The following is a 26271-nucleotide window of genomic DNA, read 5'->3' as shown; positions in this document are numbered from 1 at the left end:
TATATGAAAACAAACTATATTAGAAAATATAAAAAATTATATTATAATGATAAGAAACTAATTGTACTGTGTATTTTTATTATGCATATTTTATCAGCCATAGTTCTTGTAACAAATGCATTTGTATCGAGGATATTTACTAATCAAAATCAATTTATATATTTAGCATGTACAGCTATTACAATGTTTATATATTCAGTATTGACAATTAGTCTTAATTTATTGGGCGAAAAATATTTAATGTTTCAACCATTATCAAAAATTATGCAAAAGAGTTTCGAGAAATGTGCCAATGATTCTTCGGTAATATTTGGAAACTCACAAGCTGGTAGTGGTATTTTTTCAATCATGAGTTTACCGCAAACTATTATTTCTTTCTATTTTGCAAGGATTAGCCTTTTTTCAAATATGTTAATTTTTATAACGGTATCGACAATTCTTTTTTTGTTTTCTCCATTTGCGTTATTTTTAGTTGCCATATCAATTGGATTAGACTTGTTTTTATTTATCTCTCGCAAAAAATTTGAAAGCTATAGACAAGAAATTGATGAGAATGGATTAGAGTCACAAATTATAACCCAAGATGTTTTTGATGCAATTGTGTCTGTGAAACTAAATGCAGCAGATGAAGCTTGTGCGTATCTTATTGATGAAAAAAATAAAAAAGAATTAAATGTCAGTGTAAAAATGTCTAACTTGGAAAAAGTAGTTAGTACGATAACTCAGTTAAAGTCGTTAATAATGCAAATGCTCGGTGTTCTATTTTTATATTCATTTTCAGATTATATTTTAATTTCTGATATTGCAAATATTATGTTTGTAAGTTCAATAATATCTTCGACCTCAAATAATATTATACATGGAATTATTGATATAAAAACTCTTTCACTCAGTGTTAGGCGGCATATTGATTTTTTAAATACAAAAAATAAAGCAGAGTACTCTTTAGAAAAGAAACAAATACATGATAATACAATTTTGGATTTGCAAAATATTCAATATAAAACAGCTGAGAAGACTATCTTTGATAATGCATGTTTAAAAATAGCAAAGGGTGAAAAGGTCGCTATTACAGGTCAAAATGGTTCCGGAAAGTCTACACTCTTAAAGATAATTGCTCATACATGTTCAGAGCTTGTTACAGCAGTGTGGAGTAAACCTCATTTATTCAATCTTTCTCTAAAAACAAATTTAACATTTAATAAAGATTTTAATATAAATAGAGAAAAGATTGAAAAGCTTTGTACTGAATTTGAATTAAACACTTTTTTTAATAGTCTGCCAAATGGTTTTGATACAAAAATCGATATGAATCAAATGACCATTTCTGACGGTGAGAATATGCGCTTAGCGCTCGTTCGTAGTCTTGTTTATAATTCTGAAGTTCCAATTATTCTCCTGGATGAATTTTCTCGTAGTGTTGATTCTGCAATAGAAACAAAAATCGTCAAACATCTTTTATCATATAAAGACTTGACTGTAATTGCAGTTACAAACAGAACATCTACAGCTCAGTTGTTTGATAAAATTTATTGCATTGATCAGAATCAGATAAAGGTATGCTAATACAAATAGAGCTAATGGAATATGCCTTATGTATTGCTTTTGAGCAAACCGATGGAAATAATGAAATTCAAATTAGATCTATTCTTTTAAACGGTTGCGAGATTGACCGGTTATTTTTCAATTATAAAAATAACTTCAAAAAATAAAACTATAGTATTTAGTAAGTATAATTAATAAGGAATATTATGGATTATATAGCATTGCTCAGAGGTATCAATGTCGGAAACTCAGTAAAAATTAACATGAAAGAATTGAAAATGTTATTTGAGCAATGTGGTTTTTTGAATGTTTCAACATATATCAATTCCGGACATGTTATTTTTAAGTCAAATGATAAGAAAAACAGTATCACAGCGAGTATTGAAAAAGCATTACATATAACGACTGGAAATGAAGTAAAAATATTAGTAAAGACAAAAACCGAGATGGTAAAAATAGCAAATACTATCCCCGATGATTGGCAAAATAATAATGATCAAAAGACCGATGTAGCGTATTTATTTGAATCAATAGATAATGAAAACATAATAGATGAATTGCCGATAAAAAAGGAATATATACAATTAATATATGTTAAGGGTGCATTAATCTGGAATGTTCGACGAGAAGATTATAATAAAAGCTATTTAAATAAAATAATATCACATAAAGTATATAAAGATATGACAGTACGAAATGTTAATACGGCTCGATATCTTGCAAGGTGCTAATAAAAAAATTAATTTAAATATAATATATACAAATAAATAAGGTGTATAACAAATGGCAATAACAATGATAACAACTCTTATGCTGATGGTGTTTTATTTTCTTTTGTTGTATGGAGGAGTGGCTTTTGTTCAAAACAAGAAGTTTTTTTCTTCAGCCCCCAAAGAGGTTTATGATGCTGTTCCTGACAGAAAAGAAAGATTTCACGGTGCCCATATAATCGGCTGGATTATAATTGCGATTGCTTTTCTTATCCTTTTGGGTGCATTTATAGTTGGAGTATGGGACGGAATTCATAATAATTTTAATTTTATTGGGTTCTTCATAAGATTTTTAATTATGCTTTACGGGATGGAAGCTTTCGATATTGTGTTTTTCGATTGGGTTCTTCTCTGTCATTCAAATTTCTTTCCTCATTTTTATCCGGAAGTTAAGGATATCGTAGGTCCTCATTTATTTGGATATAATTGGAAAACACATGTTATGCATTACATTATATATATTCCGATTTGCGCCACAGTAGCGTGGATATGTACTTTGTTTTAGGAAGCTCATTTGTTATGGAAAAAGAATTAAGATTAATTATATTTGGAGATTTTTTGATAATTATTAATTAAATTGGTATTACATGCTTGATAATGGCAATGATGGCGGCCGTTTTTAGAAAACATCGGGGCGTATTTTCCAATTTACGCTTGGATTTGTAAAACATAAATAATACTACTATGTCGGCAACTCTTGGTTATTATAATTAAGACTTATAGTTTCTTTTAGGAGAACAAGATATGAAAAAATAAAATTTATTACTGTGAATATGCTATTGCTTTTAATCCTCTATCCTTTATGTTCTTGCGGGGGAAATGTGACTGTGCCGTTAGGAGTAATTATCTATATATATAAGGACAATTCCAATTCTTTTACGGCTGATGAGCTTAAACACTTGCGTATTACTTCTAACGGAATAGTTGTTGGAGACCCTTTACCGGATGGAACGAAAATCGGCGGTTTAGGAATAGATGAAAATGGAAATTATTATCGAATATTGAGTTATTATTTAGGAACCGGACATAGTAACTGGTTGGCAAAAAAAATTAGAGCATCTTACAAATCAAAGATGAAAAACTTCTATTTTACAATAGAAGACACATCCGGTGTCTATGAAACCTTTACCATGAAGCCGCTTGATGACACATATGAGATTGTTGACGAAACTATACCGGTGATAAAGTATACTGTAATATTAAAAAAGAAGTAGAAATTTTTTGTCATATTAAAAAGCATCTAATAACCGCTTCAACGCTGACAAACGGTCAAGCCGCAAATGAAGGTTAAGCGTATGTTAGACAGGTGCGCTATTGCGCACTTATATCTTTGGAAGGTTTTAATGAACTATAAGAACCATAATCATATAATTCAAGAAGATAATATTAAACTAAGACCACTATCTGAGATAGATTGGGAATATTTATTTAAATGGAATAAAGATAAAGAAATATTATATTTTTCAGAAGGTAGAGTATATACTTTTAATAGGGGGAATAATGAAAACAAAAGTAGTGTATGTAAAAAGTACTTTTCCGTCAGATATTGATTCTGTATTTAAACTATTAACCGATGTAAAAACTTTACAATATATTGCGTCTCCGTATGCTTCATTTAAAACAATTGGTGAAGATAAAGAACTCGTTTGGAAAGAAGGACAGACATTTTCATTTTTGTTTAAAATATTTTGCTTTATTCCTTATGGAACTCATACAATTAAGGTAATTAATTTTAATAAAGATGGAATTTATACAAACGAAAGCAATACAAATGTACCTATATGGAATCATAGAATTAAATTGATTGATAATGGAAATGGAACAACGGATTATAGTGATGAAGTTGAAATTGGAGCAGGTTGGAAAACATTTATTGTTTGGCTTTGGGCTAATTGTTTTTATAGACATCGTCAAAGAAAATGGTTGAAACTTATAAAAACTCGCAAGGCTGTAAAGTAATAATGTCCTGTAATTTTTGTAAGATTATTTTGATGAATTCGATTATATGGAATTTGGTGAAGGGTTAAGAATAAAGAAGTTGAAAATTGAAAAAAATGCATGACAAGGTTTTCAAGATCGGCAGATTGCTGAGTTAAGTTACGGTTTTAAATAATGTTATGTGTATAGTGTGGAGTGGTGTTGGAGCAAAATGGAATTAGCAGTAAGTAAAAAAATATAAGATCTTTAGTTATAAAAATATTTCTTTCTTTACTTTTATTTATGCTATTCTGTTGTTTATTCTTATATATTTTTTTGAATATATATATTAATAAGAAAGGCATAAAAATAAAGTATGAAAATATAAAGAATGAAACTACAGTTGAACTAACTGAAAAGCAAATAGAAATTATGAGTTATATTTACACGAATAATAAAAATCCGAAATTTAAAAAACTTCCCTTAATTATGGATTTTGCTTCTTCAAAAAATAAAATGGCATATATAATGGCAACATTTTATTTTTTGAAGAATGATGAAAGAAATAAAAAAATTACAACAATGGATTGGAGAATTATAATTTTTGGAACTATGAGAAATATTGAAAAAAATATTGAGTATAAAGATTGCTATAATTATGTGATTTCAAATGCCTATTTTGGAAATGGAATAATAGGGCTTGCTGATGCATCAAAATGTTATTTTGATAAAGATTATAATTGTTTAAGTAATGAAGAATTCATAGAATTAATATTAATGACAACAAATCCAACTAGGTATAATATAGAAACCGGAAATAAAAGGCTTATAAAAGAAAAATTTAATGAGATTTCTAACTATATAAATGAATAACAAAATTTTCAAACCCGATAACAGGGGTAAGCCTTATTACAATTTAAAATAATATTAGACAGATAGTCCTGGAGGTTAAAATACAAAATGATATTTATAATAGTATCAAATATAGCTCTAATGTTTTTATCTATATTTTCTTTTTACCTAGTTAGAAGTTTAAGTGTTATTGGAGTGCTTATATACATTAGTTTGTCTATTATGATTATACTTCTAAATGTTTTATTTACAATAACAAATATTATAAAAACAAAAAAAATTGGAAAATTATTTTTTTTACTGCCGATTCTATTTTCCAGTTTGTTTAGTTTTATAATAATAAAAAATCAGATATCTGAAAAAATTGCTTTAAAAATAGAATTTGCAAAATATAAAAAAGAACTTGATAGATATATCGCTAATAATATAAAAAATGAAAATATAAGAATATTTGATAATTATGTAGGAATTATATGGGATCCAGGGTTTTTAGATAATTATAGTGTTATAATTTATGATAAAAATAATAACTTGGATATTTTATATAATTCATCTGGGGATATATTTGAAAATAAAGAAATATATAATGAATTTAAAAAAGCCTTTGAATATGAAAAAATTGTTGATATAATAAAAATTGAAGACAATTATTTTAGATGTAATATATATGAATAAAAGGGTTGGGAGAAACTAATTATGAGTAAAAGAATAGAAATACTAAGGTCGTTTTATGATGATATCGATGAAGACAGCAGGCTAAACAGAAGCCGTCAGGGGCAGTTGGAGTATATCACTACAATGAACTATATTCATCGGTATGCAAAAACCGGAGCGAAGATATTAGAGATTGGTGCCGGTACGGGTAGATACTCCATTGCCTTGGCAAAAGAAGGATATAATGTCACAGCTGTTGAATTAGTAGAGAGTAATCTTGAAGTGCTGAAAAACAACAGCGTCGGCATTGAAAATATTATTTCTTATCAGGGAGATGCATTAAATCTTGATAGATTTGAAGATAATCAATTTGATATTACATTGTTGTTCGGCCCTATGTATCATTTATATGATAAAAAAGAAGTTCATAAAGCCTTAGATGAAGCAATTCGAGTTACCAAAAAAGGCGGAATAATTTTAACGGCTTTTCTTTCAGTATATGCCATTATGAATAATAATTACCTGAGAGAAACTCTTGCAGCAGGTATCGAGATGAACTTTGATGATAATTATAAAGTGAAACATTTTGAAGATCAGTTATTTACAGGTTATGATATCGTGGAATTTGAACGGCTTTTTGAATCACACAATACAAAATATTTAACTACGGCAGCTGTAGATAATATTTTAGAAACGGCAGAAAGAAGAACTGATTTTAAAATGTCGGATGCAGACTTTGAGTTATTTGTTAAATATCACTTAGCAACATGTGAAAAGCGAGAGCTGCTCGGTTCTTCAAGTCATTTATTATATATATGCAAAAAAGAAAACTAAATTAATTTAGGTGTTAAATATGAAGCAATATACATCTTATCTTTTTGATATGGGTTCTACCTTATTGGAATTCCATAATCCAAAATGGAATGAAAGTGAAATACTTAAAACCGGCCATAAACGCATGACTAGTCATATCTCTGGTATCTATGGACAGTCTATTGCCGATAAAATAGACAAAGAAGTTATTTTACCTTGGTATGACTATGTTGAAAAAGAGCGTAAAATTAAAAGACTGGAATACCGTATTTGTGAAGCCTTGTTTTTAAAATTTGGAGAGTTGGGTATACATGTTTCTTATAAGGAAATTATTGAAATATTGAAAAAAGATTATCTTGATTTTTATAATTATGCTCATCCGAATGAAGGAGTGATTGATTGCCTTAAATTTTTAAAAGAAAAGAAGTGTAAAATCGGTGTTGTTTCAAACATTATGTACCCCAAAGAAATATATCTTGAAATTTTTAAGAGAGAAGGGCTTGATATATTTATTGATAATTATACCTTCAGTTATGAAAATACCTATATGAAGCCTCATTCTTCTATTTTTTTGCGAGCTCTGATGCCGCTGGATGCAAAAATTTCGGAAACGCTTATGGTGGGCGATAATGAAAAAGTCGATGTTATAGGTGCAAAAGCTGTAGGATTAAAAACCTGTTTATACGATAAAGATAAAAAGTATAAACAACATCAAGCCGATTTTTATATAAATAATTTTATGGAAATTATTGATAATTAAATAAAAATAGTTTTATGAATTTACCGATTTTAAAAGAACAAATTTCACAATTTCTTGATAAAAACGGCCGTATTGTCAGGTGGCCCAAGAAAACTTATGATAAAATAAATGTCTTAAAATATTTACAAGGGAAATTCGATCCTGATAAAAAATATTCTGAAATTGAAGTGAATGCAGTCTTAAAAACTTGGCACACTTTCAATGACCATGCTCTATTGAGACGTGAACTTTTTGATAAATTTTTATTGGAACGTACACCGGATTGTAAAGAATATTGGGTTAATACCAATAAAATTATAATTTAAAAGATATTATTATGACTGATGAAGAAAAATTTAAAGTAAAAATCATTCAAGATGCGGAAAAATATGTAGAAAAAATATTTAAAGAAGATTTTAGCGGTCATGATTTTTTTCATACAATGAGAGTGTTCCGTACGGCAAGTTATCTTGCAGAAAAAGAAAATGCTGATATTTTTATTGTTCAATTGGCTGCCTTATTACATGATGTAGATGACCGCAAACTTTCGCCACACACAACTGCAAATAAAGATAGAGCTGTTTTATTCATGAAATCTAAAAAAATAAGCGATGCTCTATGTAAAACTATTGTTTCTATTATTGCAGAAATTTCGTACATCGGTAAAGATTCGAATAAACCGTCTTCAATTGAAGGGATGTGCGTTCAAGATGCAGATAGATTAGATGCTTTAGGTGCGATAGGGATAGCAAGGGCATTTGCTTATGGCGGAAGCCGTAATAGACCAATCTATGATCCGTCTTTCCGGCCCCGTATGGGTATGGGAAAAGAGGAATATCAAAATCATGTATCGACTACAATTAACCATTTTTATGAAAAACTATTTTATCTTAAAGATTTGATGAATACCAGTACAGCAAAAAAAATTGCAGAAAAAAGAGAATCGTATATGAAAGACTTTATTTTGGAATTTTTAAATGAATGGGATTTAAAAGATATGTAAGCTTTATTAAAAAATAGGCTTAATAATAATTGTAATTCAAACCGACTGCTAAAGTTTATAATGATTTATGCGACAGTCCATCAAAAAGAGAAAAGAAAGTGAAGTCTCCAAGGGGATTGAAAACCTACAACTCTATACTAGATATAGACTTACAAAATTGGGCAATACTGGAATCGAACCAGTGACCCCAAGCGTGTCATGCTTGTACTCTAACCAACTGAGCTAATTGCCCTTAAATTCTTCAAATATAGTCAGATAATATCGTATTTTTGACTTTACGTCAAGCCCTTTTTTTGTTATATTATGTGTATTGCAGATTTTATTCTGTAAATTCATAAATTTTAGGAGTATAACTAATGAACAAAGAAATAAGCTTTTTTTTATGTAAAGAGAAAAAAGGAACTATTATCGGCCTTGACTGCTGCCCTGATTCTAAGGTTTCATGCTGCGGAGAAGAACTTTCGCCCGTTAAAATCGGAAGTGTTGATGCTGCAAAAGAAAAACATGTGCCTGTAATCGAAGTAAACGGAAACACTGTAAAGGTCAAAGTAGGCTCCGTTGCCCATCCTATGACTGAAGAGCATCATATAGCTTGGGTATGCCTCAAGACGGAAAAAGGCCTTCAATTTAAGGAGTTACCCGTTACAGGTGCTCCAGAAGTTGAATTTTCCTTAACTTCAGATGATAAGGTCATTGAAGCTTACGAATTCTGTAATCTTCACGGCGTTTGGTCAGGCAAATAAGGTTTAAATTTTTTGTCGGCCTTCTAAAAGTAAAGGTTTATTTTTAGAAGGCCTTATTTGTGTTTGAGTGTGTAAGTTTAATTTTTAGGGGTTAATTTTGATTAAAAGAGTATTGGTTACAGGAGGAGCCGGATTTATAGGTTCCCACATCGTTGCAGATTTATGCGAAAAAGGATATGAGCCCATTGTTTTGGATAATTTTTCTAATTCTTCACCTAAAATAATTCCCGTATTGGAAAAAATATGCTCTAAAAAATTGGAGCTTGTACAGATAGATATAAAGGACAAGGAAAAGCTCTTTAACTTTTTTAAAAGTGCCTCTATTGATGCAGTAATTCACCTTGCCGCATATAAGGCCGTAGGGGAGTCCGTAGAAAAGCCCTTAAAATACTATGAAAACAATATTTCCGGGCTTGTCAATCTTTTGCTTGCCATGCAAGAGCACAAGGTGAAAAACTTTATTTTCAGCTCTTCGGCCACAGTCTACGGCGATGCAAAGGTTGTCCCCATTCCTGAAAATTCTCCTATTTCTGCTGCAAATCCTTATGGAAGAACCAAGCTTATGTCCGAAGAAATTTTAAAGGATACGGCCTTTTCAGATAAGGATTTGAGTATTATTGCCTTGCGTTATTTTAATCCCATAGGAGCCCATAAAAGTGCCGATATAGGGGAACTGCCTTCCGGTATTCCCAATAACCTTTTCCCATATATCGCTCAAGTAGCCTTAGGGAAACTGCCTCATCTAAACGTCTTCGGAAACGACTATGACACGCCTGACGGCACCTGTATCCGCGACTATATCCACATTTTGGATCTTGCATCGGGACATACTGCCGCCCTGGAAAAAATAGCCTCAGGTTTTAAGGGCTTTGATGTATATAACCTCGGAACAGGAATCGGTTATTCGGTTTTAGACATAGTAAACGCCTTTAAAAAAGCCTCCGGTATCGATCTTCCCGTAAAACCGGCTGCACGCCGTGCAGGAGATGTTCCGCGTTCCTGTGCAAATCCCGACAAGGCCAACAAAGAGCTTAACTGGAAGGCAAAATACAACCTTGAAGAAATGTGCAAAGACGGCTGGGCTTGGTATAAAAAACACCCCGAGGGCTTTGTGTAATAATAGGTTGCTTAATATAGAAATATTGTATATTATGTAAAATTAATATGCAAAATAGAAAATCTACTCCCAATTTGATAGTAATGCTTACACAAAATGACCTTACAGTCTATAATGCTTATGACTTATTTAATGAGTGTAAGCATTTGGGAGTTAAATATTGGGGAATAAAAGAAGCTCCGCTATCGGCTGCCAAGATAAAACACATATTTTCCCTGTTTCATCAATACGGTAAAATCGCTGTTCTTGAATCGGTTACATATTCGGAAGAAGAAGGGCTGGAATCTGCAAAAAATGCGGCAGCCTCTAATTGCGATATTTTAATCGGAACAAAATATTATGATTCCATAAATGAAATTTGTAAAAAAAACAAGATAAAATACATGCCTTATATCGGCAAGGTATATAATCGTCCGTCTATATTGGATGGCTCTTCTGATGATCTGATAGAAGAATCAAATAAGTACATTGACAAAGGTGTTTATGGAGTAAATTTTCTTGGATATCGGCATAAAAATACTTCTGATGAATTTATTGGGAATATCTTACAAAAACTAAAAACAAATATTTGTGTTGCCGGAAGTATCGATAGTTTCGAGAAACTTGATGAGCTGATAAAGTATTCCCCTTGGGGATTTACGATTGGTAACGCTTTTTTTGCAAATAAATTCGGCTTAGGTTTTTCTCAGCAGATTGAAAGAGTGTATTCCTATATTGATAAAGAAGGATAAAATGTTAAAAAATCTTTTTCCTCACGCATATATAAAAAACGTTTTTTGCATAGATTATGAAAAACTTTTTAGTTTTGGCTATAAGGCCCTTATATTCGATATTGATAATACCCTTGTTCATCATGGAGATGAAGCTTCTAATGAAGTTAAAACCTTATTTTACACTTTAAAAACAATAGGCTTTAAAGTAATTTTTGTTTCGGATAATTCTAAAGAAAGGCTTGAAAAATTTGTCAAGGATATTGACTGTCCTTATATTTGCGAAGCCGGAAAACCCGATACAGCTCCTTTTTATGAGGCTTTGAAGATACTCGATACAAAAGATAACGAAACAATAGTCATTGGCGATCAAATTTTTAAGGATATCTTAGGTGCAAATAAAAGTAATATTCCAAGTATTTTAGTTAAATTTATAAGGTTAAAATCGGAAAAATGGATTGGATTGACGCGGTATATCGAAAAAATTATTTTGATTTTGTACAAATTTTCCGGAAAATATCATGATAGAATTACAAATATAGAGATTAAAACTGCTAAAAAACGAAGGCTTTTTTGTGAAATAAATCCGTTTTTTTATAAAATTTCGGTTTTTAAAGAAAGACTCAAACGGTATTTTGCCGATTTTTTTTCTAAAATACCTTTTGCGAAGGATAAAATTATTGATATTCTGCCTGTAATGGTATCTCAGTATAGCTCTAAGCTAATTAAACGAGGAAAAGACATAGATATTGTTTTACAGCAAAATAAGGCCGTAAATATTGATATTTCAGCAAAGAAAATTAACGGATTATTGATAAACTCCGGTGAAGTTTTTTCTTTTTGGCATATATTAGGAAAGCCTTCAAAAAGAAAAGGATTTAAAAAAGGTAGAATTATCGTAAATAATAAGTTGGTTCCCGGACTTGGGGGAGGGCTTTGTAATCTTGCAAACACGATACATCAGCTGGTTTTACATAGTCCTCTCGATGTTATTGAAGTCCATTTTCATTCGGATTCATTAGCTCCGGAGGAAGGTAAACATAAAATTTTGAGTTCAGGGACTTCCATAGATTATAACTATATTGATTTTAGATGCAAAAATAATACCGAGCAAACTTTTCAATTGTTGATTTGGTGCGAAAATGAACAGCTTTTTGCTGAGTTGAGAAGCGACAAGGATATTGCTTGGGATTATCGGCTTTTAGAGGAAAATCGCCGTTTTATTAAAGAAAACGATAAATATTTTTGTATTTCTGAAATTTATAAGATTACCGCCGAAAAAATTACAGGCCGTGTTATAGAAAAAAAACTGATTAGGAATAACCATTCTGAAGTTATGTATGATTATTCTTTAATATGAATTATTTATCAAGCCTATTGACATTTTATGCGGTTTTTTGCTATACTTCGTCACTAGTGTTTAAATTTGTCCGGTATAAACCCGTTAATATGCCGGCAAAAGTTTTTTTTATGAGGTATTAAGATGTACGCACTTATTGAGTATAAAGGCAAACAGTATAAGGCTGAAAAAGGAGCAAAGCTCGTAGTTGATAAGCTTTCTGCAGAAAGCGGAAGCAAAATCGACATCGACACCGTTCTTTTGATCAGCGATGGAGATAAGGTTACTGTAGGAACTCCCTATGTAAGCGGCGCTAAGGTTTCTGCAACCGTAGGCGATTCTTTCCGAGAAAGAAAGATTATTGTTTACAAGCATAAAGCTAAAAAGAACTACCACAGAACCCAAGGACATAGACAGGCTCATACCTGTATTACTGTTGACAATATTGTCGGATAAGACAAGTGGTAAAAATTCGGCTTCTTTCAAATGCTGAAAACTGTTTTTCGGCCTTTGAGTCGTCAGGCCACGCCGACGGCGGTCACGCTCTGCGTGGCAGCCACGCTGATTTTGGTGATAATGACGGCAAGCCGGAAAAAGGCGGCAATATAGTTTGTGCCGCCGTTACCATTTTGCTTAAAACGGCCGTTTTAAGCTTAAGCTCGGCTCAAAAAGAGAGTTCAAGCTTAAAGGCCGAGATACGGGCTGATAATCCGGGATATCTTTCGGCAAAGATAACAGCTTTTTCGGAGGAAGATAAGCCCAGATTGCAGTATTTACTGGAATTTTTAACAATAGGTTTAATGGCCATTGAGGCCGAATATCCCGATTGTTTGGATTTACAGATAGAGTAAGATTTTGATAATTTTTTTGGAGGATTATTATGGCACGTAAAAAGGGCGGCAGCGGTGCAAAAAACGGAAGAGATTCCAATCCTAAATATTTGGGTGTTAAAGTTTACGGCGGAACAGAGGTATCGGCCGGTTCAATTTTGGTTCGCCAGAGAGGTACTTCAATCCATCCGGGTAACAATGTAGGCTGCGGAAAAGACTATACATTATTTGCAAAAGCTGACGGTGTAGTTACCTACCATGAAAGAAAGGGTAGAAAACTCGCATCTATCGAAGCAAAATAATTTGCCTTCGAGCTTAAAATGTATAAATCTGAAAGCCGGTTTTTGCCGGCTTTTTTTGTAGGAAAAAAGATTAATTATGGTAAAATTTGCAGATGAATCTAAAATAAGAGTTTCCTCAGGAAAGGGCGGCAACGGATGCATTGCCTTTAGGCGGGAAAAGTATGTTCCCATGGGAGGCCCCTCAGGAGGGGACGGCGGCCGAGGCGGAGACCTTATCTTTGAAATACGCCGCAACATGAGAACTCTGGTTCATTTGAGACATAAAAGAGTGTACAAGGCAAAAAACGGCGGAGGAGGGGAAGGCTCTCAACGTTTCGGTAAAAAAGGCGATGACTGCATAATACCTCTTCCTCCCGGCTGTGTTATAAAAGACCCTGACACGGGAAAAACTATTTTGGATTTTGGAGATGCTGAAGAAGGCCGCTTTGTTTTTCTCAAAGGCGGAAACGGCGGTTGGGGAAACTGTCATTTTAAGACCTCCACAAATCAGGCTCCTAAAACAGCCCTTCCCGGACAAGAAGGGGAAACAAGAGAAATAATCGTCGAGCTTAACATAATAGCCGATATAGGTTTGGTCGGTTTTCCCAACGCAGGAAAATCTTCTCTTCTCGACTATTTTACAAATGCAAGGCCTAAAATCGCTCCCTATCCATTTACCACCAAAATTCCGAACCTCGGAGTTTTGCGTGTAGACGAAGAAAGAGATGTAATCATTGCCGACATACCGGGAATCCTTGAAGGGGCTTCAGAGGGTATAGGACTCGGCATAAGATTTTTAAAGCATATAGCCCGTTCTGCAGGTCTCGCCTTTTTAATAGACCTTTCAGACGATAACTATTTAAGGGCATACGATATTCTTTGTAAAGAACTGGAAAGCTATTCAAAAGAATTGGCTCAAAAGAAAAGAATTATAATTGCCACAAAATTGGATTTACCAGATACAAAAGAAAGATTTACTGAGCTTAAAAATGCAATCCCCGATCAGGAAATTTTAGGTATTTCGCTTTACAATGAATGGGGCTTGGGAGAGGTAAAAAAAGCATTTATCTCCTTGGCCGATGAAATGCAAAAAACAAAACCGCAAAAAGAAAGTCTTGACCCATACAGCCAAAATAAAAATTTTATGACGGCAGAGCTCGATGATGTTTCTTATGAAGAAAAAAATGATGACGAACACTTTGGGGCAACGGTCAGCTTAAGCCGTAAAAGGAAACCTAAAAAATGAGATTGGCAATCTTAGGCGGTTCTTTTAATCCCATACATCTGGGGCATTTAAATTTAGCTTTTCACTCTTATAAAGAATTAGCCTATGATAAGATTGCTATTGTTCCGGCCTATATTTCTCCTTTTAAAATTTTTTGTAAGGATACGGAAGTTGAAGATAGACTTAAGATGATAGACCTTGCTATTGCCGATAAACCCTACATGTACTGCGAAGTCTACGAGATTGAAAGGCAGGGCATTTCTTATACGATCGATACGATAAATTATCTTTATCAAAAATTTCCCGATATCGAAGGAAAAATAGGCCTAATTATCGGGGACGATTTAAAAGAAAATTTTTTCCGCTGGAAGGATGCGGAAGAAATTATAAAGAAGACCGACATAATTATCGGGAAAAGAACAGGCCTTAAAGGCTCTTTTGATCTCTTAAATATCGAACAGACAAAGGCTTCCGTCAAGGAGCTTAAAAATGAAATCTTAAATATTTCGTCAACCCAAATAAGAGATGCGGTTTTGCAAAATAAAGATTTTTCTTCCCTTGTTCCCAAGAAAATTTACGATTATATTATAGAGCAGGGGCTTTATAAAGAGAAAAACGTTTCAGCTTTAGGTGTTTCGGATTTAACGGCTCCCTCCGATATTGAAATAAAAATACAAGAAATAGATCATTTTGCAAAAAGCGTTTTAACCGAATCACGCTATGCTCATTCCGTGCGTGTTGCGGAATATGCCAGTCATCTTGCAAAAGAGTATAAAGAGGAAGGCGTATCGCCTGCTCTTGCATATTTTACAGGCCTTGCTCATGATATCTGTAAAAAATGTTCCGATGAGGAGCTGGTAAAACTTGTAGAAACTGACGGGCTTGGAATTGACAATGTCGAAAATACCCGCTTAAATCTTTTGCACGGAAGGGCTGCTGCCATAGTTTTACAAAAAAAATTCGGCATCAATGATGAGTCCGTATTAAAAGCTGCGGCCTTTCACACCTTCGGCTATGAAGGGATAGATGCATTGGGAAAGATTATTTATATAGCCGATAAGATAGAACCGGGCCGTCCCGATACCGAAAACTTTAGGAATATGGTAAAGTCTTCTTCTCTTAATGAGTTGATGATTGCGGTCTTGGATTGGAACCTTGCCTATATCAAAAAAAAAGGAGCAAGTGTTCATCCCGAAACAAAAAAAATGTATGAGCAAATACAAAAGGAGCTTAAAAAATGAAAATAAAACTTATGGATACCGGAAAAAATATTCTATTCCTCTTAGTAATTCTTATCGTTTTAATTACCTCCTTTGTTTTAGTTCTTATAAAAATGCAAAGAGATACCGTTCAAGATTATCTTTCCTCCGATAAGATTTTAAAAGTTCTTTTGGTGGTTGAAGACAAGGGTGTTCCGATTTCGATAAGTATACTGGCCTACTATCCCGAAACGAAAAGGGCTGCTATGTTCGATGTACCGGCAAATATAGGTTTGATTATTCAATCCTTAAACCGCACCGATGCAATAGGAGCCGTCTACACCGAAAAGGGTATATCGAGTTTTAAGGCCGAAATAGAAAAACTTGCAGGTATTTCCGTGCCATTTTATCTTACATGCAATCTTGAAAACTTTTCTATGCTTACCGATATGCTCGGAGGCCTTTCCGTATTTATTCCTTCTCCGGTAGATATAGAGAACGATAATACGCATGTTCTTTTGCCGTCCGGTTCCGTTTCTCTTGATGGAGATAAAATAAGGGATTTTCTTGTTTATGAGGATGACTTGGATGCCGAGGGGGAAGCTGCTGCACGAAAACAAAAGGCTGTTCTGGCTCTTTTTAGGGCTATAAGCGATAATTCTCCTGAGATTTTTTCTAAGGAAAGGTTTTCGGTTTTGAGCGGTAATTTTCAATCGAATGTTGCCGGTTCCGATTTAAAAAATTTGCTTGAATCCATAAGCAAGATGGATTCCGAACGTTTGGTTCCGCAGAGGCTTACAGGAGCTGTTCGGATTATTGAAGACAAGCGTCTTTTAACTCCGTTTCGGGAGGGGCAGCAGATAAAAGAAATTATCCGCCAAACAATTGCAGTATTGGCTTCCGATGATTCTTCCGCTCTTGAGCGGGTCTACGCCTTGGAAATTTTAAACGGAACAAATGTACAAGGCCTTGCAAAAAGTACTTCCGAACTTTATCAAAGCTTTGCCTATGATGTTGTCAGTATAGGCAACTCTGAAAATCCTGTGGCTGAAACGGTTTTGATAGATAGAATCGGAAACCCTTCAGTAGCTGGTATTGTTGCAAAGGTTATAAGATGTAAAAATATTCAAACTACGCAGCTTCCGGCCGAAGGAGAATACGGAAGTGAAACCAATGTTGACTTTACTCTGATTTTGGGTTCGGATTTTAACGGCTTTTTTGTTGTCGAGAAAAAAGAGGATAAAAAAGATAATGATGATAAGGATAAAAACTAATGATAGAAAATTTTGACTTTTATACTCCGGCCTTGGAGCTTGGAAAATTATTGCGCGATTTTAAGGGTGAAAATGTTGTTGTCTTGGATTTGCGGGATAAAAACATTTGGACGGATTTTTTTATAATTTGCACCGTAACAAGCTCTGCTCATTCAGGCGGTTTGGAAAAAAGAGTGTACGAATTTTTACCTGAACACAATCTGGAAGAATATCATACCAAGCGTAAATCTCCTGACGGCGATGAGTGGAGGCTTATAGATTTGGGAGGTATTGTTGTACATCTTATGAGCGAAACTGCCCGTAATTTTTACAGCCTTGAAAAAATTTGGTTTGATTCAAAAAATATTCTTGAAGACTAATCTTTACGATAAGAAGATGTAAAAATGAACAAAGCAAATCGTTTTAAAACCTATGCCTCGCTTTTTGCAAGTTTTTTTAAGATAGGGCTTGTAACATTCGGAGGCGGTCTTGCCATGCTGCCCATCTTAAAAAGAGATTTGGTTGATTCGAAGGGCTGGCTTACCGAGGATGAGATTTTAGATTATTTTGCTATAGGACAGAGTACACCCGGCGTTATAGCGGTAAATGTTGCCACCTTTGTCGGATACAAAAGGGCAGGGGTGATAGGTTCTGTTTTTTCCACATCCGGAATTGTTTTTCCTTCCCTTATAATCATTAGCCTCATAGCCGCCTTTGTTTCAAATTTTAACGAATTAGCCTGGGTTCAAAAAGCCTTAAAGGGAATAAATGTTGCGGTTTCCGTGTTATTGGTAAAAGCGGTTTTTTCTTTTGGGAAAAAAACGGTTTTCGATCTATGTACATTTTTAATAGCAGCCCTTTCATTTGTTCTAATGTTTGCTTTTAAGGTGCAGGGTGTCTGGATAGTAATAGGCTCGGCCTTTTTAGGCTGGTTTTTTCAAACAATCAAATCAAGTCGGCTTTTAAAAAAGAATAAGGGAGAAGAATTCTAATGAGTTTGATTGGTTTGTTTTTTTTGTTTATGTACATAGGGTTTTGTACTATAGGCGGAGGTCTTGTTGCTATTACCCTCATGCAGCAAGAACTGATTCCCCGCGGGCTCATAAGTTCCGAAGATTTTTTTGCAATGGTTGCTATTTCGGAATCTACGCCGGGACCGATGGGGATTAATATGGCAACCTATATCGGCTATGAACTTTACGGTGTTTTAGGAAGTATAGTTTTAACTACCGGCATTGTTCTTCCGTCACTGGTAGTTATAGTTTTGATAGCCCGTTTTGCTTCATCATTTCAAGAAAAACCCTTGGTAAAAAAAAGTTTTTACGGTTTAAGGGCAGGTGCTGTCGGCATGATTACTGTAGCCTGTTGGCAGGTAATAAATATTTCCATTTTAAATTTATCTGTTTTTAAAGAAAGCGGTAAAATAACGGACATTGTACATATAAAACAGTTCGGATTTTTTTGGCTCCTATTTTTTGTAAGTATCTTCTTTAAAAAGCTTCATCCTATAGTTTTGGTCGCAGCCGGAGCAATATTCGGCATTCTGTTTTTATAAGAGACCTATTGACATTTTTTGTATTTTACTATACTATACTTGTCGTTACGGGCAATAGCGCAGTTGGTTAGCGTACAAGTCTGGGGGACTTGGGGTCCCCGGTTCAAATCCGGGTTGCCCGATAAAAACTTCGTTTTTTACGTTTTTTAAAAACGAAGTTTTTTTTTGCCCATAAAAAAGCAGCCTTTTAGACTGCCTCTTATCTTTTAGTATCCGAATACCAGTTTTACTGTTGCTTCGGCTCCGGTCCTTTAAAACTTCCTGTAAATGAAGGATATGCTGCAGAAACTGCTGTTTCAAGTCAAAATACTCTTAATTTTTTCTTTATATATTGATATATTCTTGCATTTATGATAGCATTTACAGTATGAGAACTCTAGACAAATCACTACCGTTATTATTAAAACGGATTTCGGAAAAATATCCCAACATAAGAGCTCAAATGTTTAAGGGAGAAGATAAGGAATTTAAAAGTCTTTCTTACAAGGAGCTTTATGAAACTGCACTTGATTTTGCGGCAGGTTTGCTTTCTATAGGGGCAAGACCAAAAGACCATATAGGTCTTATAGCCGACAACCGCAAAGAATGGCTTCATGCAAGTTTCGGTATTATGAATATCGGGGCTGCCGATGTTCCGCGAGGCTGCGATGCTACCGAACAGGAAATTACCCATATTCTTTCTTTTTCGGAATGTAAATTTGCCGTTTTAGAAAATGAAGCTCAAATTCGAAAAGTCCTTACCCATCTGGCAGAAATCCCACTGCTGGAGTCTATAATCAGTATTGATAATATTGATTTTAAAAAACTGGAAGAAGAATTCGATCTAAAAGAAAGAAAAATAAAATTCCATACCTATGCCGACATTATTAATTTGGGTAAATCGGCTAGAGTTGAAGGTAAATTTAAGCCTGAAGAATATGCCGAAAATGTAGATACCGATGATTTGGCTTCGATAATCTTTACATCAGGTACTACGGGCAATCCTAAAGGTGTTACTATGACCCATAGGAACTTTATGACTCAACTTATGGAGCTTCCCGATAGGATTATCCTTAAACCCGGCCAAAAAGCAATTTCGGTTCTTCCGGTTTGGCATTCCTTTGAGAGAGCTTGCGAATATGTTATAATAATTTCTGGCGGAACTATCGCTTATTCAAAGCCGATAGGAAGCGTTCTTTTAGCAGATATGTTAAAGATAAATCCGACTCTTTTCCCCTCTGTTCCGCGAATTTGGGAGGCTGTTTATGACGGTATCTTCAAGGCTATGAAAAAAAGAGGCCGTCCTCTTTACTATCTTTTCTTGTTCTTTATTGAAGTCGGAGTAAAGACAATGCGTTTAAAGCGAAGAGTTACAGGTCAATGCCCACACTTTCAACGAAGAACCAAGGTGCTCTATCCAATATTGGCCGTTCTTCCTCTTTTGTGCATAGCTCCTATGTATTATATCGGAGACCTCCTTATTTACCGCACAATTCGCAAGAAATTCGGTAAATGTTTTAGAGCCGGTGTTTCAGGCGGAGGAGCCTTGCCGCCCAATGTTGACGAATTTTTCTGGGCTATCCGTATAAATGTAATGGAAGGTTACGGTATTACCGAGACTGCTCCCGTTATTTCGGTTCGTCCGATGCCTAAACCTGTGTTTGGAACACTGGGTAAACCGCTTGCATGTTTTGAGTCAAAAATTATCGATAAAAACGGAAACGAATTATCTCATAACAGGAAGGGATTGCTTCTTGTTAAAGGTGATGCAGTAACAAAGGGGTATTATAAGGATCCTGAAAGAACTGCGGAAGTTATCGATAAGGACGGGTGGTTTGATACGGGCGACCTTGCAATAAAGACGGTTGACGGAGAGTTGATTCTTAAAGGACGCCGAAAAAATACGATAGTTTTAAGGGGCGGCGAAAACATCGAGCCTGTTCCGATTGAAGTAAAACTGCAAGAGTCTCCCTTAATTTCAATAGCTGTTGTCTTGGGTCAGGACCAAAGGTCTTTGGGGGCTTTGATAGTTGTTCATAAAGAAAACCTCCAATCATGGGCTGCAAATAACGGCTTACGGAATGTGCCTGTTGCAGAGCTTGTACATGATTCCAATGTACAAAAAATGTATGAGGCTGAAGTTGCAGAGCTGGTTAACTCTAAAACAGGCTTTAAACTCTTTGAAAGAATAAACAAGATTGTTCTGCTTCCTGAAGAGTTCCAAGCAGGAAGGGAGTTATCTGCAAAGGGCGAGATGATGCGCCATAAGATAAACCAACTTTATCGCAGCGAAATATACGAGCTCTTTAAATAAGCGTTAAAAAACTGTACATCGTTTTGGTAAAGCCCTTATAAGAAAAAATCTTATAAGGGTTTTTATGTTAAAAAATCAATTATGTAAAAAAAAAGAACTCAATATTTGAGTTCTTTTTTTTGCGGCGAACTGGACTTGAACCAGCACACCCGTTAAGGCATCAGCACCTCAAGCTGACGTGTCTACCATTCCACCACCGCCGCAACTGTGATGGATTTTATCAGATAATCAAAAAAAAGTCAATAGCAAATCAATATAAGACTAATTTTATTTTATATCCATGGATTTCCCGATCCGGTTGAATCTTCCTCTTTATTTTCAGTTTCGGTTACATCCTCATTGCCTGCCGGAGGATCTATAAAAATTGAAGGATCTATTTCAATGGGCGTTGTGTCTATTTTTATTTCTTCTTCTCCTTGAGCCATTCCTGAGTCCTTAATTCTGTCTATACCGATGTTCCTTAATTTTATACCAGTTGTATGTTCCGTACAAATCTCTGTAGGTTGTGTTCCGTATAAAAAGGGCAGGGTGATGGTTTCATCCGTGCAGTTTTCTGAAGGAAGCATTCCCGATTTTTTACATACATCAACCATTATTACGCCCTTTTCTGGCCTTACAAAGTCTTTAAAGGGTTTATTTTTATGTACCTCACGCATAAAGTTTGCCGCTACATAACCTGAAAGAGCTGCTCCGGCATTATCGGTACCTAATGAGTAGCTGCCTCTATCAAATCCGTACCATGCAATAGCAGAGTAGTATGGAGAATATATTGCAGCCCATGAGTCCGACCAGTTTTGTGTCGTTCCTGATTTTGCTGCCATCGGCATTCTAAATATCTTTCCGGTTTTTTCATCCTTATAATCAAATTTACTGCCGCCTGAAGAAGCACCGAATAATGTTCCCAGAGTAATAGTCTTTTTTAGAATTTCCGTCATAATAAAGGCATTGCTTGGACTTATAACCTGTATAGCCGCTCCGCGTTTTCTTTGCTCAATTCTAAGGTCAAGTTCCGGATCCATGATTGTAACTCCGTCCCGGTTTTCGATGGCTCTTACGGCTATCGGATCTACAGCTCGTCCCTGATTTCCGAAGATTGCAAAGGCTCTTAAAAGCTGGACAGGGGTTACGGCGCTTATTCCTAGGGCCAAAGGATAGACCTTTTCAAAGGTTTTATTTATTTCAGCAGTGTCTGTGATTCCCATAAGATTTGCAATACGGTCTATGGCTCTATCAAAGCCTACCATTTCAAGAGTTTTTATAGCCGGAATATTTAACGAAAGAGGTAACGCCTTATATACCAAAACAGTACCGTTCCATTTTCCGCTATAGTTGTTCGGAATATATTGTACACCGTCAGCAGATTCAAAAACTTGAGGAGTGTCGTCCATTCTTGTAGCGGCTGTAATTACCTTTTCGTCAATGGCCGCAGAATATATCAATGGTTTTATTGTACTTCCTACCTGAAGCTTTGATTGAGTTGCCCTTATAAGCTGGTTGCTTTCACTGTATTGGCTTCCGCCGATAAGGGATGTTATATATCCTGTTTCATTTTCGATGGAGATAAAGGTTCCTTCTACCACTCTTTCCATCAATACTTCCTGCATTTTGGCTGTTGATTGTTTGGTAAGAGTTTTTAGGTTGTCTATACCGCACATTAGGGCAAGTACATCAATGGTATTGTTCAGTTTGTTTTGATAATAAGAATTAGTTTTTACTTTGAGCTGTTTTTCTCCCACACTTAGGGATTCTATTCCAAAGCAAAGGGTTAAAAGAGCTGTCAGGTTACTGTATTGTTCCGCCTGGCTGAATGATGTGGAGGTTGAGGCCGAAACCCTGTCATTGGCTATCGCAATGTATTTTTGAAACTCTCTATCGGCTATTTCTTGATGCCTTAAATCGCAGGTCGTATGTACGGTATATCCATCCTTATAAAGGTTCATAGTGCCGTATAGCATATTGTCGGCCACTTCTCGCCTTACATATTCCGAAAACCATCTGGCCTTATCCTCGCGGGTAAGCCATGCCGATAGAGCAATTCGGGTATAGTCAAAGTTAGCCCAGTAATCTTCAAAAGATTCCGTCGCCTCTTCCTTTGATATAAAGCCGAGATTTATCATTCCTTCAAGAACATTTTCCTGTCTTTCCTTTGCCCTGTTCGGGTGATTAAAGGGATTGTATCTTGTGGGGTTTGAAAGCTGAATGATTAAGATAGCCGCTTCTGCCGGTGTCAGTTCAGAGGCTGAGTGTCCGAAATAAAGGCGGGAGGCCGCACTTACTCCGCTTGTTCCGCTCCCAAAGTAGGCTTCATTTAGGTAGAGCATCATTATCTCGTCTTTTGAGTGCCGCCTTTCCATCTGGATAGCCCACCAAAGTTCTTTTACCTTTCTTTTTACACTTTTATCGGTTCTGTCGCAATAAAGAATACCTGCGATTTGCTGAGTAATTGTACTTCCGCCTCCTAATGACCTTCTTGTAAGTTGTCCTATGATAGCCCTGATAATCGATTTTATTCTAAAACCCTTATGTTCATAGAATAGGCGGTCTTCACGGGCTAAAAGAGCTGCAATCAGGTTGGGCGAAACATCTCCGTAATTGATAAGTTCTCGCTTTTCGTCCAAGGAGAATTCGGTGATGAGATCTCCTCTGATATCCAATATTCTTGACGGCAGGGCCGGATTAAAGTCGACAAATAATTCGCTTTGTTTTATGTTTTTCGTCATTGCCATCATTTTTCCGAGGGCAAAGGCTCCTCCGGCTAGGATTAAAAAAATCAAAATAAGATATAGATATACTATTTTGCTCAGCTTATTCATAATCATATATAAAAACACAATTTTAAGTTTTTTACAAGTAGGTAGGTTGTAAGTTTTGCCTGCAAAGTAAGAAGGCTGACCTAATTATAAAAGTTTGGGGTAAAAAAAGAGCCGGTTAAAAAACCGGCCCGCCCATCAGGCTATCGGCGGACGGTGGGTGGGAGGGGAACCATCCGCCGATATTTATTTATCGGCTAAGGATAAAAAAACTTAAAGCTATCTTTTCTTATTTTTTAAAATAATCCATCTGATTTTATCTGCAATATTAAAAAGTTTATACATAAAAGGCCTATACACAAAGTCGAATGTGCCTATGTATTCTACCAGCTGAGGATTATATCCTGCCTTAAATTTATGAAAACCGTACCATGAATTCGCCGTATCCGGATTAGGGCCTAAGCAGCCCCAAAGGTCAAAAATTGAACAATTTAACTTTTTTCCGTATTTGATCGCTTCCCACATTATAAGATTATTAGGCATTAATTCACGATGATTATTGCTTGACGCTCCATAAGGATAATAAAGTTTTCCGTTAAATTTAAAAAGAATCCATGCGGTTAAGACTTCTTCTTTATAAACGGCTTCAAATATTCTAAGGCTATCTGTTGGAAAAATTTTGAACATCCGTCTAAAGTATTCCCCGTTATGATTAAAAAAGCCCTGTCTTTTTGTAGTTTCTCCCATAAGCCTTATATAATCTTCCATGCCTTCTTCGGTACTCTTATCGATTATGCTTACTCCTTTTTTTTCGGCGAGGCGGATATTGTATCTTGTTTTGGAATGAAAAGAAGCTAAAAGATCTTCTTCGGTTTTTTCTATGTTTAAAAGGAAATTATATTTTTCAAAAAAAGGCTTTCCGTTTTTTGCTCCGTTTTTCAGCAAAAATTTTTTCTTGTCTTGAATAGGTTCTTCTAAAAAAAATGCTTCCGAAGAAGCTGCTTCTAAAGAGTTATCTTTTTGTATAGGACTAAAGACATCCGGTTCTACCTTTATAAACACGGCTCTATGTTTTTTAGCCGCCTCTTTTAAGGCTTCAATGTGTTCTTGTTCCGGCATTACTGTTTTTGAGGCTATCCCGACCGTATAATTGGTCTTAGGTATTTTAGAAAATATAATCTGAATTCCGCTTTTTAATTTTCCGTCTTCAAAAAAGCCTATTCTTTCGGGAATGGCACCCATACTCTCTTTAAAGTCTCCCCAAACCCATGATTGAATGGGATGAGATACAAGCTTGTCGAATTTGTCTTTATATTCATCAGTTAAGAACTTAGTTTCTTTCATACATAACGTCCTATTTTTTTTTGTCTACAAAATTGGCCGGATTTTTCGGTATACCTTGTTCATGTATTTCAAAATGAAGATGAGGCCCTGTAGACATTCCGGTAGAGCCCACAGCACCGATAATTGTACCCGATTTTACGGTTTCATTCAAGCTTGCATAGACCTTGCTCAAATGACCGTATAGGCTGGCTCTTCCATCAGTATGGGTTAAAATAATATAGTTTCCATAAACTTTATTATAAGATATTTCCTTTACCCTGCCTGCGGCACAGGCCATGACGGGACTTCCTGTGGGAGCTGCAAGGTCTATTCCGGGATGATAACTTGCCTTGCCGGTAAATGGGTCCTGCCTTTTGCCGAAGCCCGAAGTTATAACCGCATCTTTAAGAGGAAAACGGTAAAAAGGCATAAAGAAAAAGGCTCTTACCGTTCCGTCAAAAATTTCTCCCGGAAAACAAAAGATATCCCGTTTTTCTTCCGGGCCGTATATTTTTATTTTTAACGGTTCCGTTTTATTCTTTTTAAAAAGAGCTTCCGTGAGCTTTTCTGTGCTTGAAAGGGCTTTTTCGGGAAGATAAACAGCGGGCATTGTCGGAAGAATCAGGATACGTCCTGCAATATCTGTTTGAACGGACTCAATTCTATTTAATGTAACGATTGCATCGTATGGAATAGAGCAGCGGGCTGCGATTTTTATTATGGTGTCTTCACTGTTCGCCTTGTATGTATAAAATCTTATAGGCAGTTCATTTCCTGTTTTAGCCGAGGCCAAGGCTTTACGTGCTTCTGCCACATCATCGCTGTATTGTACAAAGATATAATCGTCAATATTTAATTTTTCTATTTGGGGGTAGGGGACCTGGGCTTTTAAAATTGAACCCGATAAAAAAAAGAATAATGAAAATAGAAATTTAAAAGCCTTCATTACCGTTATTTTTTGATTGGTCTATGCCGAAAGCTAAAAAACCATAGATTACAAAAATCAAAATAAGAACAATTAACGCCGGTATTTTATTAAATGTCAAAACCAGTTTGATACATAAGATAAGACCGCCTATTACGGTTATTTTTTTTAAGATGGAAATGATGAGTCCGCGAGGGCTTTTTTTATATGCCTTGATTGCTTTTTTTACCAATAGGTAAAGAATCCCGCATACAAAGATGCTTATGGAAATTATTGTGTACAAACTTACATTTGCAACAGCCAAGAGCCACAAGGGGTAGGCTACTGCAATACCTGCAAGTATACACACTCCGGCGATAGCCGAAAAGGTCAACAGACCGAAAAAAACGGATCCGTATCCCTTAATAATTTTTCCAAAACTCATAACTCCCTCCG

At 35.2% G+C, this 26271-nt stretch carries 28 protein-coding genes, 3 tRNA genes and 1 pseudogene; 26 read left to right on the top strand and 6 right to left on the bottom strand.

The features are described 5' to 3' along the window. The first annotated feature begins 3 nt into the window (after positions 1 to 3). From E4N80_RS05430 to E4N80_RS05380, 11 genes and pseudogenes are all read left to right on the top strand, one after another. Positions 4 to 1566: an ATP-binding cassette domain-containing protein gene (locus E4N80_RS05430; protein ID WP_253700846.1), complete on the top strand. Its 1563-nt coding sequence runs from the start codon at positions 4 to 6 to the stop codon at positions 1564 to 1566. Positions 1567 to 1751: 185 nt separating this feature from the next. Next, positions 1752 to 2276 carry a DUF1697 domain-containing protein gene (locus tag E4N80_RS05425; protein ID WP_253700844.1) on the top strand — a complete coding sequence of 175 codons (525 nt, stop codon included), beginning with the start codon at positions 1752 to 1754 and terminating at the stop codon, positions 2274 to 2276. A 52-nt stretch (positions 2277 to 2328) separates the two neighbouring features. Next, positions 2329 to 2820: a hypothetical protein gene (locus tag E4N80_RS05420; protein WP_253700842.1), complete on the top strand. Its 492-nt coding sequence runs from the start codon at positions 2329 to 2331 to the stop codon at positions 2818 to 2820. A 316-nt stretch (positions 2821 to 3136) separates the two neighbouring features. Further along, entirely contained in the window at positions 3137 to 3529 is a 393-nt protein-coding gene (locus tag E4N80_RS05415) for a hypothetical protein (protein WP_253700840.1), read from the top strand. 286 nt (positions 3530 to 3815) lie between these two features. Continuing rightward, complete coding sequence (locus E4N80_RS05410) at positions 3816 to 4274, top strand: hypothetical protein (RefSeq protein WP_253700838.1); 459 nt, start codon at positions 3816 to 3818, stop codon at positions 4272 to 4274. A gap of 190 nt (positions 4275 to 4464) precedes the next feature. Then, a pseudogene (locus tag E4N80_RS05405) lies at positions 4465 to 5105 on the top strand (transglycosylase domain-containing protein). Positions 5106 to 5192: 87 nt separating this feature from the next. Then, positions 5193 to 5759: a hypothetical protein gene (locus E4N80_RS05400; RefSeq protein ID WP_253700835.1), complete on the top strand. Its 567-nt coding sequence runs from the start codon at positions 5193 to 5195 to the stop codon at positions 5757 to 5759. A 21-nt stretch (positions 5760 to 5780) separates the two neighbouring features. Next, positions 5781 to 6572 (top strand): class I SAM-dependent methyltransferase, encoded by a 792-nt coding sequence (locus tag E4N80_RS05395; RefSeq protein WP_253700833.1) that lies wholly within the window; start codon positions 5781 to 5783, stop codon positions 6570 to 6572. A gap of 19 nt (positions 6573 to 6591) precedes the next feature. Next, complete coding sequence (locus E4N80_RS05390) at positions 6592 to 7311, top strand: HAD family hydrolase (protein ID WP_253700832.1); 720 nt, start codon at positions 6592 to 6594, stop codon at positions 7309 to 7311. Positions 7312 to 7325: 14 nt separating this feature from the next. Next, positions 7326 to 7616: a DUF2087 domain-containing protein gene (locus E4N80_RS05385; protein WP_253700830.1), complete on the top strand. Its 291-nt coding sequence runs from the start codon at positions 7326 to 7328 to the stop codon at positions 7614 to 7616. 11 nt (positions 7617 to 7627) lie between these two features. Next, complete coding sequence (locus tag E4N80_RS05380) at positions 7628 to 8293, top strand: HD domain-containing protein (protein WP_253700829.1); 666 nt, start codon at positions 7628 to 7630, stop codon at positions 8291 to 8293. A gap of 158 nt (positions 8294 to 8451) precedes the next feature. Here the strand turns inward: E4N80_RS05380 and E4N80_RS05375 are convergent. Then, positions 8452 to 8525, bottom strand: a tRNA-Val gene (locus E4N80_RS05375). A gap of 124 nt (positions 8526 to 8649) precedes the next feature. On the opposite strand from E4N80_RS05375, the gene E4N80_RS05370 reads away from it, so the two are divergent. From E4N80_RS05370 to E4N80_RS05300, 15 genes are all read left to right on the top strand, one after another. Then, positions 8650 to 9036, top strand: a complete 387-nt coding sequence (locus tag E4N80_RS05370; RefSeq protein WP_253700827.1) for a desulfoferrodoxin family protein — start codon at positions 8650 to 8652, stop codon at positions 9034 to 9036. A gap of 97 nt (positions 9037 to 9133) precedes the next feature. Further along, a complete protein-coding gene (gene galE, locus E4N80_RS05365; protein ID WP_253700825.1) occupies positions 9134 to 10153 on the top strand; it encodes a UDP-glucose 4-epimerase GalE in 1020 nt (339 codons plus the stop codon). 47 nt (positions 10154 to 10200) lie between these two features. Further along, entirely contained in the window at positions 10201 to 10884 is a 684-nt protein-coding gene (locus E4N80_RS05360; protein ID WP_253700823.1) for a hypothetical protein, read from the top strand. A gap of 1 nt (position 10885) precedes the next feature. Beyond that, a complete protein-coding gene (locus E4N80_RS05355) occupies positions 10886 to 12223 on the top strand; it encodes an HAD-IIIA family hydrolase (protein ID WP_253700821.1) in 1338 nt (445 codons plus the stop codon). A gap of 123 nt (positions 12224 to 12346) precedes the next feature. Continuing rightward, positions 12347 to 12658 (top strand): 50S ribosomal protein L21, encoded by a 312-nt coding sequence (gene rplU, locus E4N80_RS05350; protein ID WP_002669481.1) that lies wholly within the window; start codon positions 12347 to 12349, stop codon positions 12656 to 12658. A gap of 5 nt (positions 12659 to 12663) precedes the next feature. Then, complete coding sequence (locus E4N80_RS05345; protein ID WP_253700820.1) at positions 12664 to 13053, top strand: ribosomal-processing cysteine protease Prp; 390 nt, start codon at positions 12664 to 12666, stop codon at positions 13051 to 13053. A 29-nt stretch (positions 13054 to 13082) separates the two neighbouring features. Further along, a complete protein-coding gene (gene rpmA, locus E4N80_RS05340) occupies positions 13083 to 13334 on the top strand; it encodes a 50S ribosomal protein L27 (protein ID WP_002669471.1) in 252 nt (83 codons plus the stop codon). Positions 13335 to 13410: 76 nt separating this feature from the next. Continuing rightward, the gene (gene obgE, locus E4N80_RS05335; protein WP_253700819.1) at positions 13411 to 14559 is read left to right on the top strand and encodes a GTPase ObgE; all 1149 of its coding nucleotides are present in this window, start codon (positions 13411 to 13413) and stop codon (positions 14557 to 14559) included. Further along, positions 14556 to 15779, top strand: coding sequence for a nicotinate-nucleotide adenylyltransferase (locus E4N80_RS05330; protein ID WP_253700817.1), 1224 nt, complete (start codon positions 14556 to 14558; stop codon positions 15777 to 15779). The genes obgE and E4N80_RS05330 overlap by 4 nt, the downstream gene beginning before the upstream one ends. After that, entirely contained in the window at positions 15776 to 17011 is a 1236-nt protein-coding gene (locus E4N80_RS05325; protein WP_253700815.1) for an LCP family protein, read from the top strand. Before E4N80_RS05330 ends, E4N80_RS05325 begins: the two co-directional genes overlap by 4 nt. Then, the gene (gene rsfS / locus E4N80_RS05320) at positions 17011 to 17370 is read left to right on the top strand and encodes a ribosome silencing factor (RefSeq protein ID WP_253700814.1); all 360 of its coding nucleotides are present in this window, start codon (positions 17011 to 17013) and stop codon (positions 17368 to 17370) included. Before E4N80_RS05325 ends, rsfS begins: the two co-directional genes overlap by 1 nt. Before the next feature lie 24 nt (positions 17371 to 17394). Next, positions 17395 to 17982, top strand: a complete 588-nt coding sequence (locus tag E4N80_RS05315; RefSeq protein ID WP_253700812.1) for a chromate transporter — start codon at positions 17395 to 17397, stop codon at positions 17980 to 17982. Next, positions 17982 to 18545, top strand: coding sequence for a chromate transporter (locus E4N80_RS05310; RefSeq protein WP_253700811.1), 564 nt, complete (start codon positions 17982 to 17984; stop codon positions 18543 to 18545). The genes E4N80_RS05315 and E4N80_RS05310 overlap by 1 nt, the downstream gene beginning before the upstream one ends. Before the next feature lie 48 nt (positions 18546 to 18593). Then, positions 18594 to 18667: transfer RNA gene (locus E4N80_RS05305), tRNA-Pro, on the top strand. 245 nt (positions 18668 to 18912) lie between these two features. Continuing rightward, complete coding sequence (locus E4N80_RS05300; protein ID WP_301338731.1) at positions 18913 to 20838, top strand: AMP-dependent synthetase/ligase; 1926 nt, start codon at positions 18913 to 18915, stop codon at positions 20836 to 20838. A gap of 120 nt (positions 20839 to 20958) precedes the next feature. Here the strand turns inward: E4N80_RS05300 and E4N80_RS05295 are convergent. The 5 genes from E4N80_RS05295 to E4N80_RS05275 all read right to left on the bottom strand — a co-directional run bounded on the left by E4N80_RS05295 (position 20959) and on the right by E4N80_RS05275 (position 26260). Then, a tRNA-Leu gene (locus E4N80_RS05295) sits at positions 20959 to 21041 on the bottom strand. Between the two features lie 69 nt (positions 21042 to 21110). Then, a complete protein-coding gene (locus tag E4N80_RS05290; RefSeq protein WP_253700809.1) occupies positions 21111 to 23651 on the bottom strand; it encodes a penicillin-binding protein 1A in 2541 nt (846 codons plus the stop codon). A 216-nt stretch (positions 23652 to 23867) separates the two neighbouring features. Next, the gene (locus tag E4N80_RS05285) at positions 23868 to 24932 is read right to left on the bottom strand and encodes a lipid II:glycine glycyltransferase FemX (RefSeq protein ID WP_253700807.1); all 1065 of its coding nucleotides are present in this window, start codon (positions 24930 to 24932) and stop codon (positions 23868 to 23870) included. 10 nt (positions 24933 to 24942) lie between these two features. Then, entirely contained in the window at positions 24943 to 25857 is a 915-nt protein-coding gene (locus E4N80_RS05280) for a LysM peptidoglycan-binding domain-containing M23 family metallopeptidase (RefSeq protein WP_253700805.1), read from the bottom strand. After that, positions 25844 to 26260: a hypothetical protein gene (locus E4N80_RS05275; protein WP_253700803.1), complete on the bottom strand. Its 417-nt coding sequence runs from the start codon at positions 26258 to 26260 to the stop codon at positions 25844 to 25846. The genes E4N80_RS05280 and E4N80_RS05275 overlap by 14 nt, the downstream gene beginning before the upstream one ends. Positions 26261 to 26271 lie beyond the last annotated feature (11 nt).

Source organism: Treponema denticola (assembly GCF_024181605.1).
Taxonomy (GTDB): domain Bacteria; phylum Spirochaetota; class Spirochaetia; order Treponematales; family Treponemataceae; genus Treponema_B; species Treponema_B denticola_B.
This window is presented reverse-complemented; position numbering and strand designations above follow the sequence as displayed.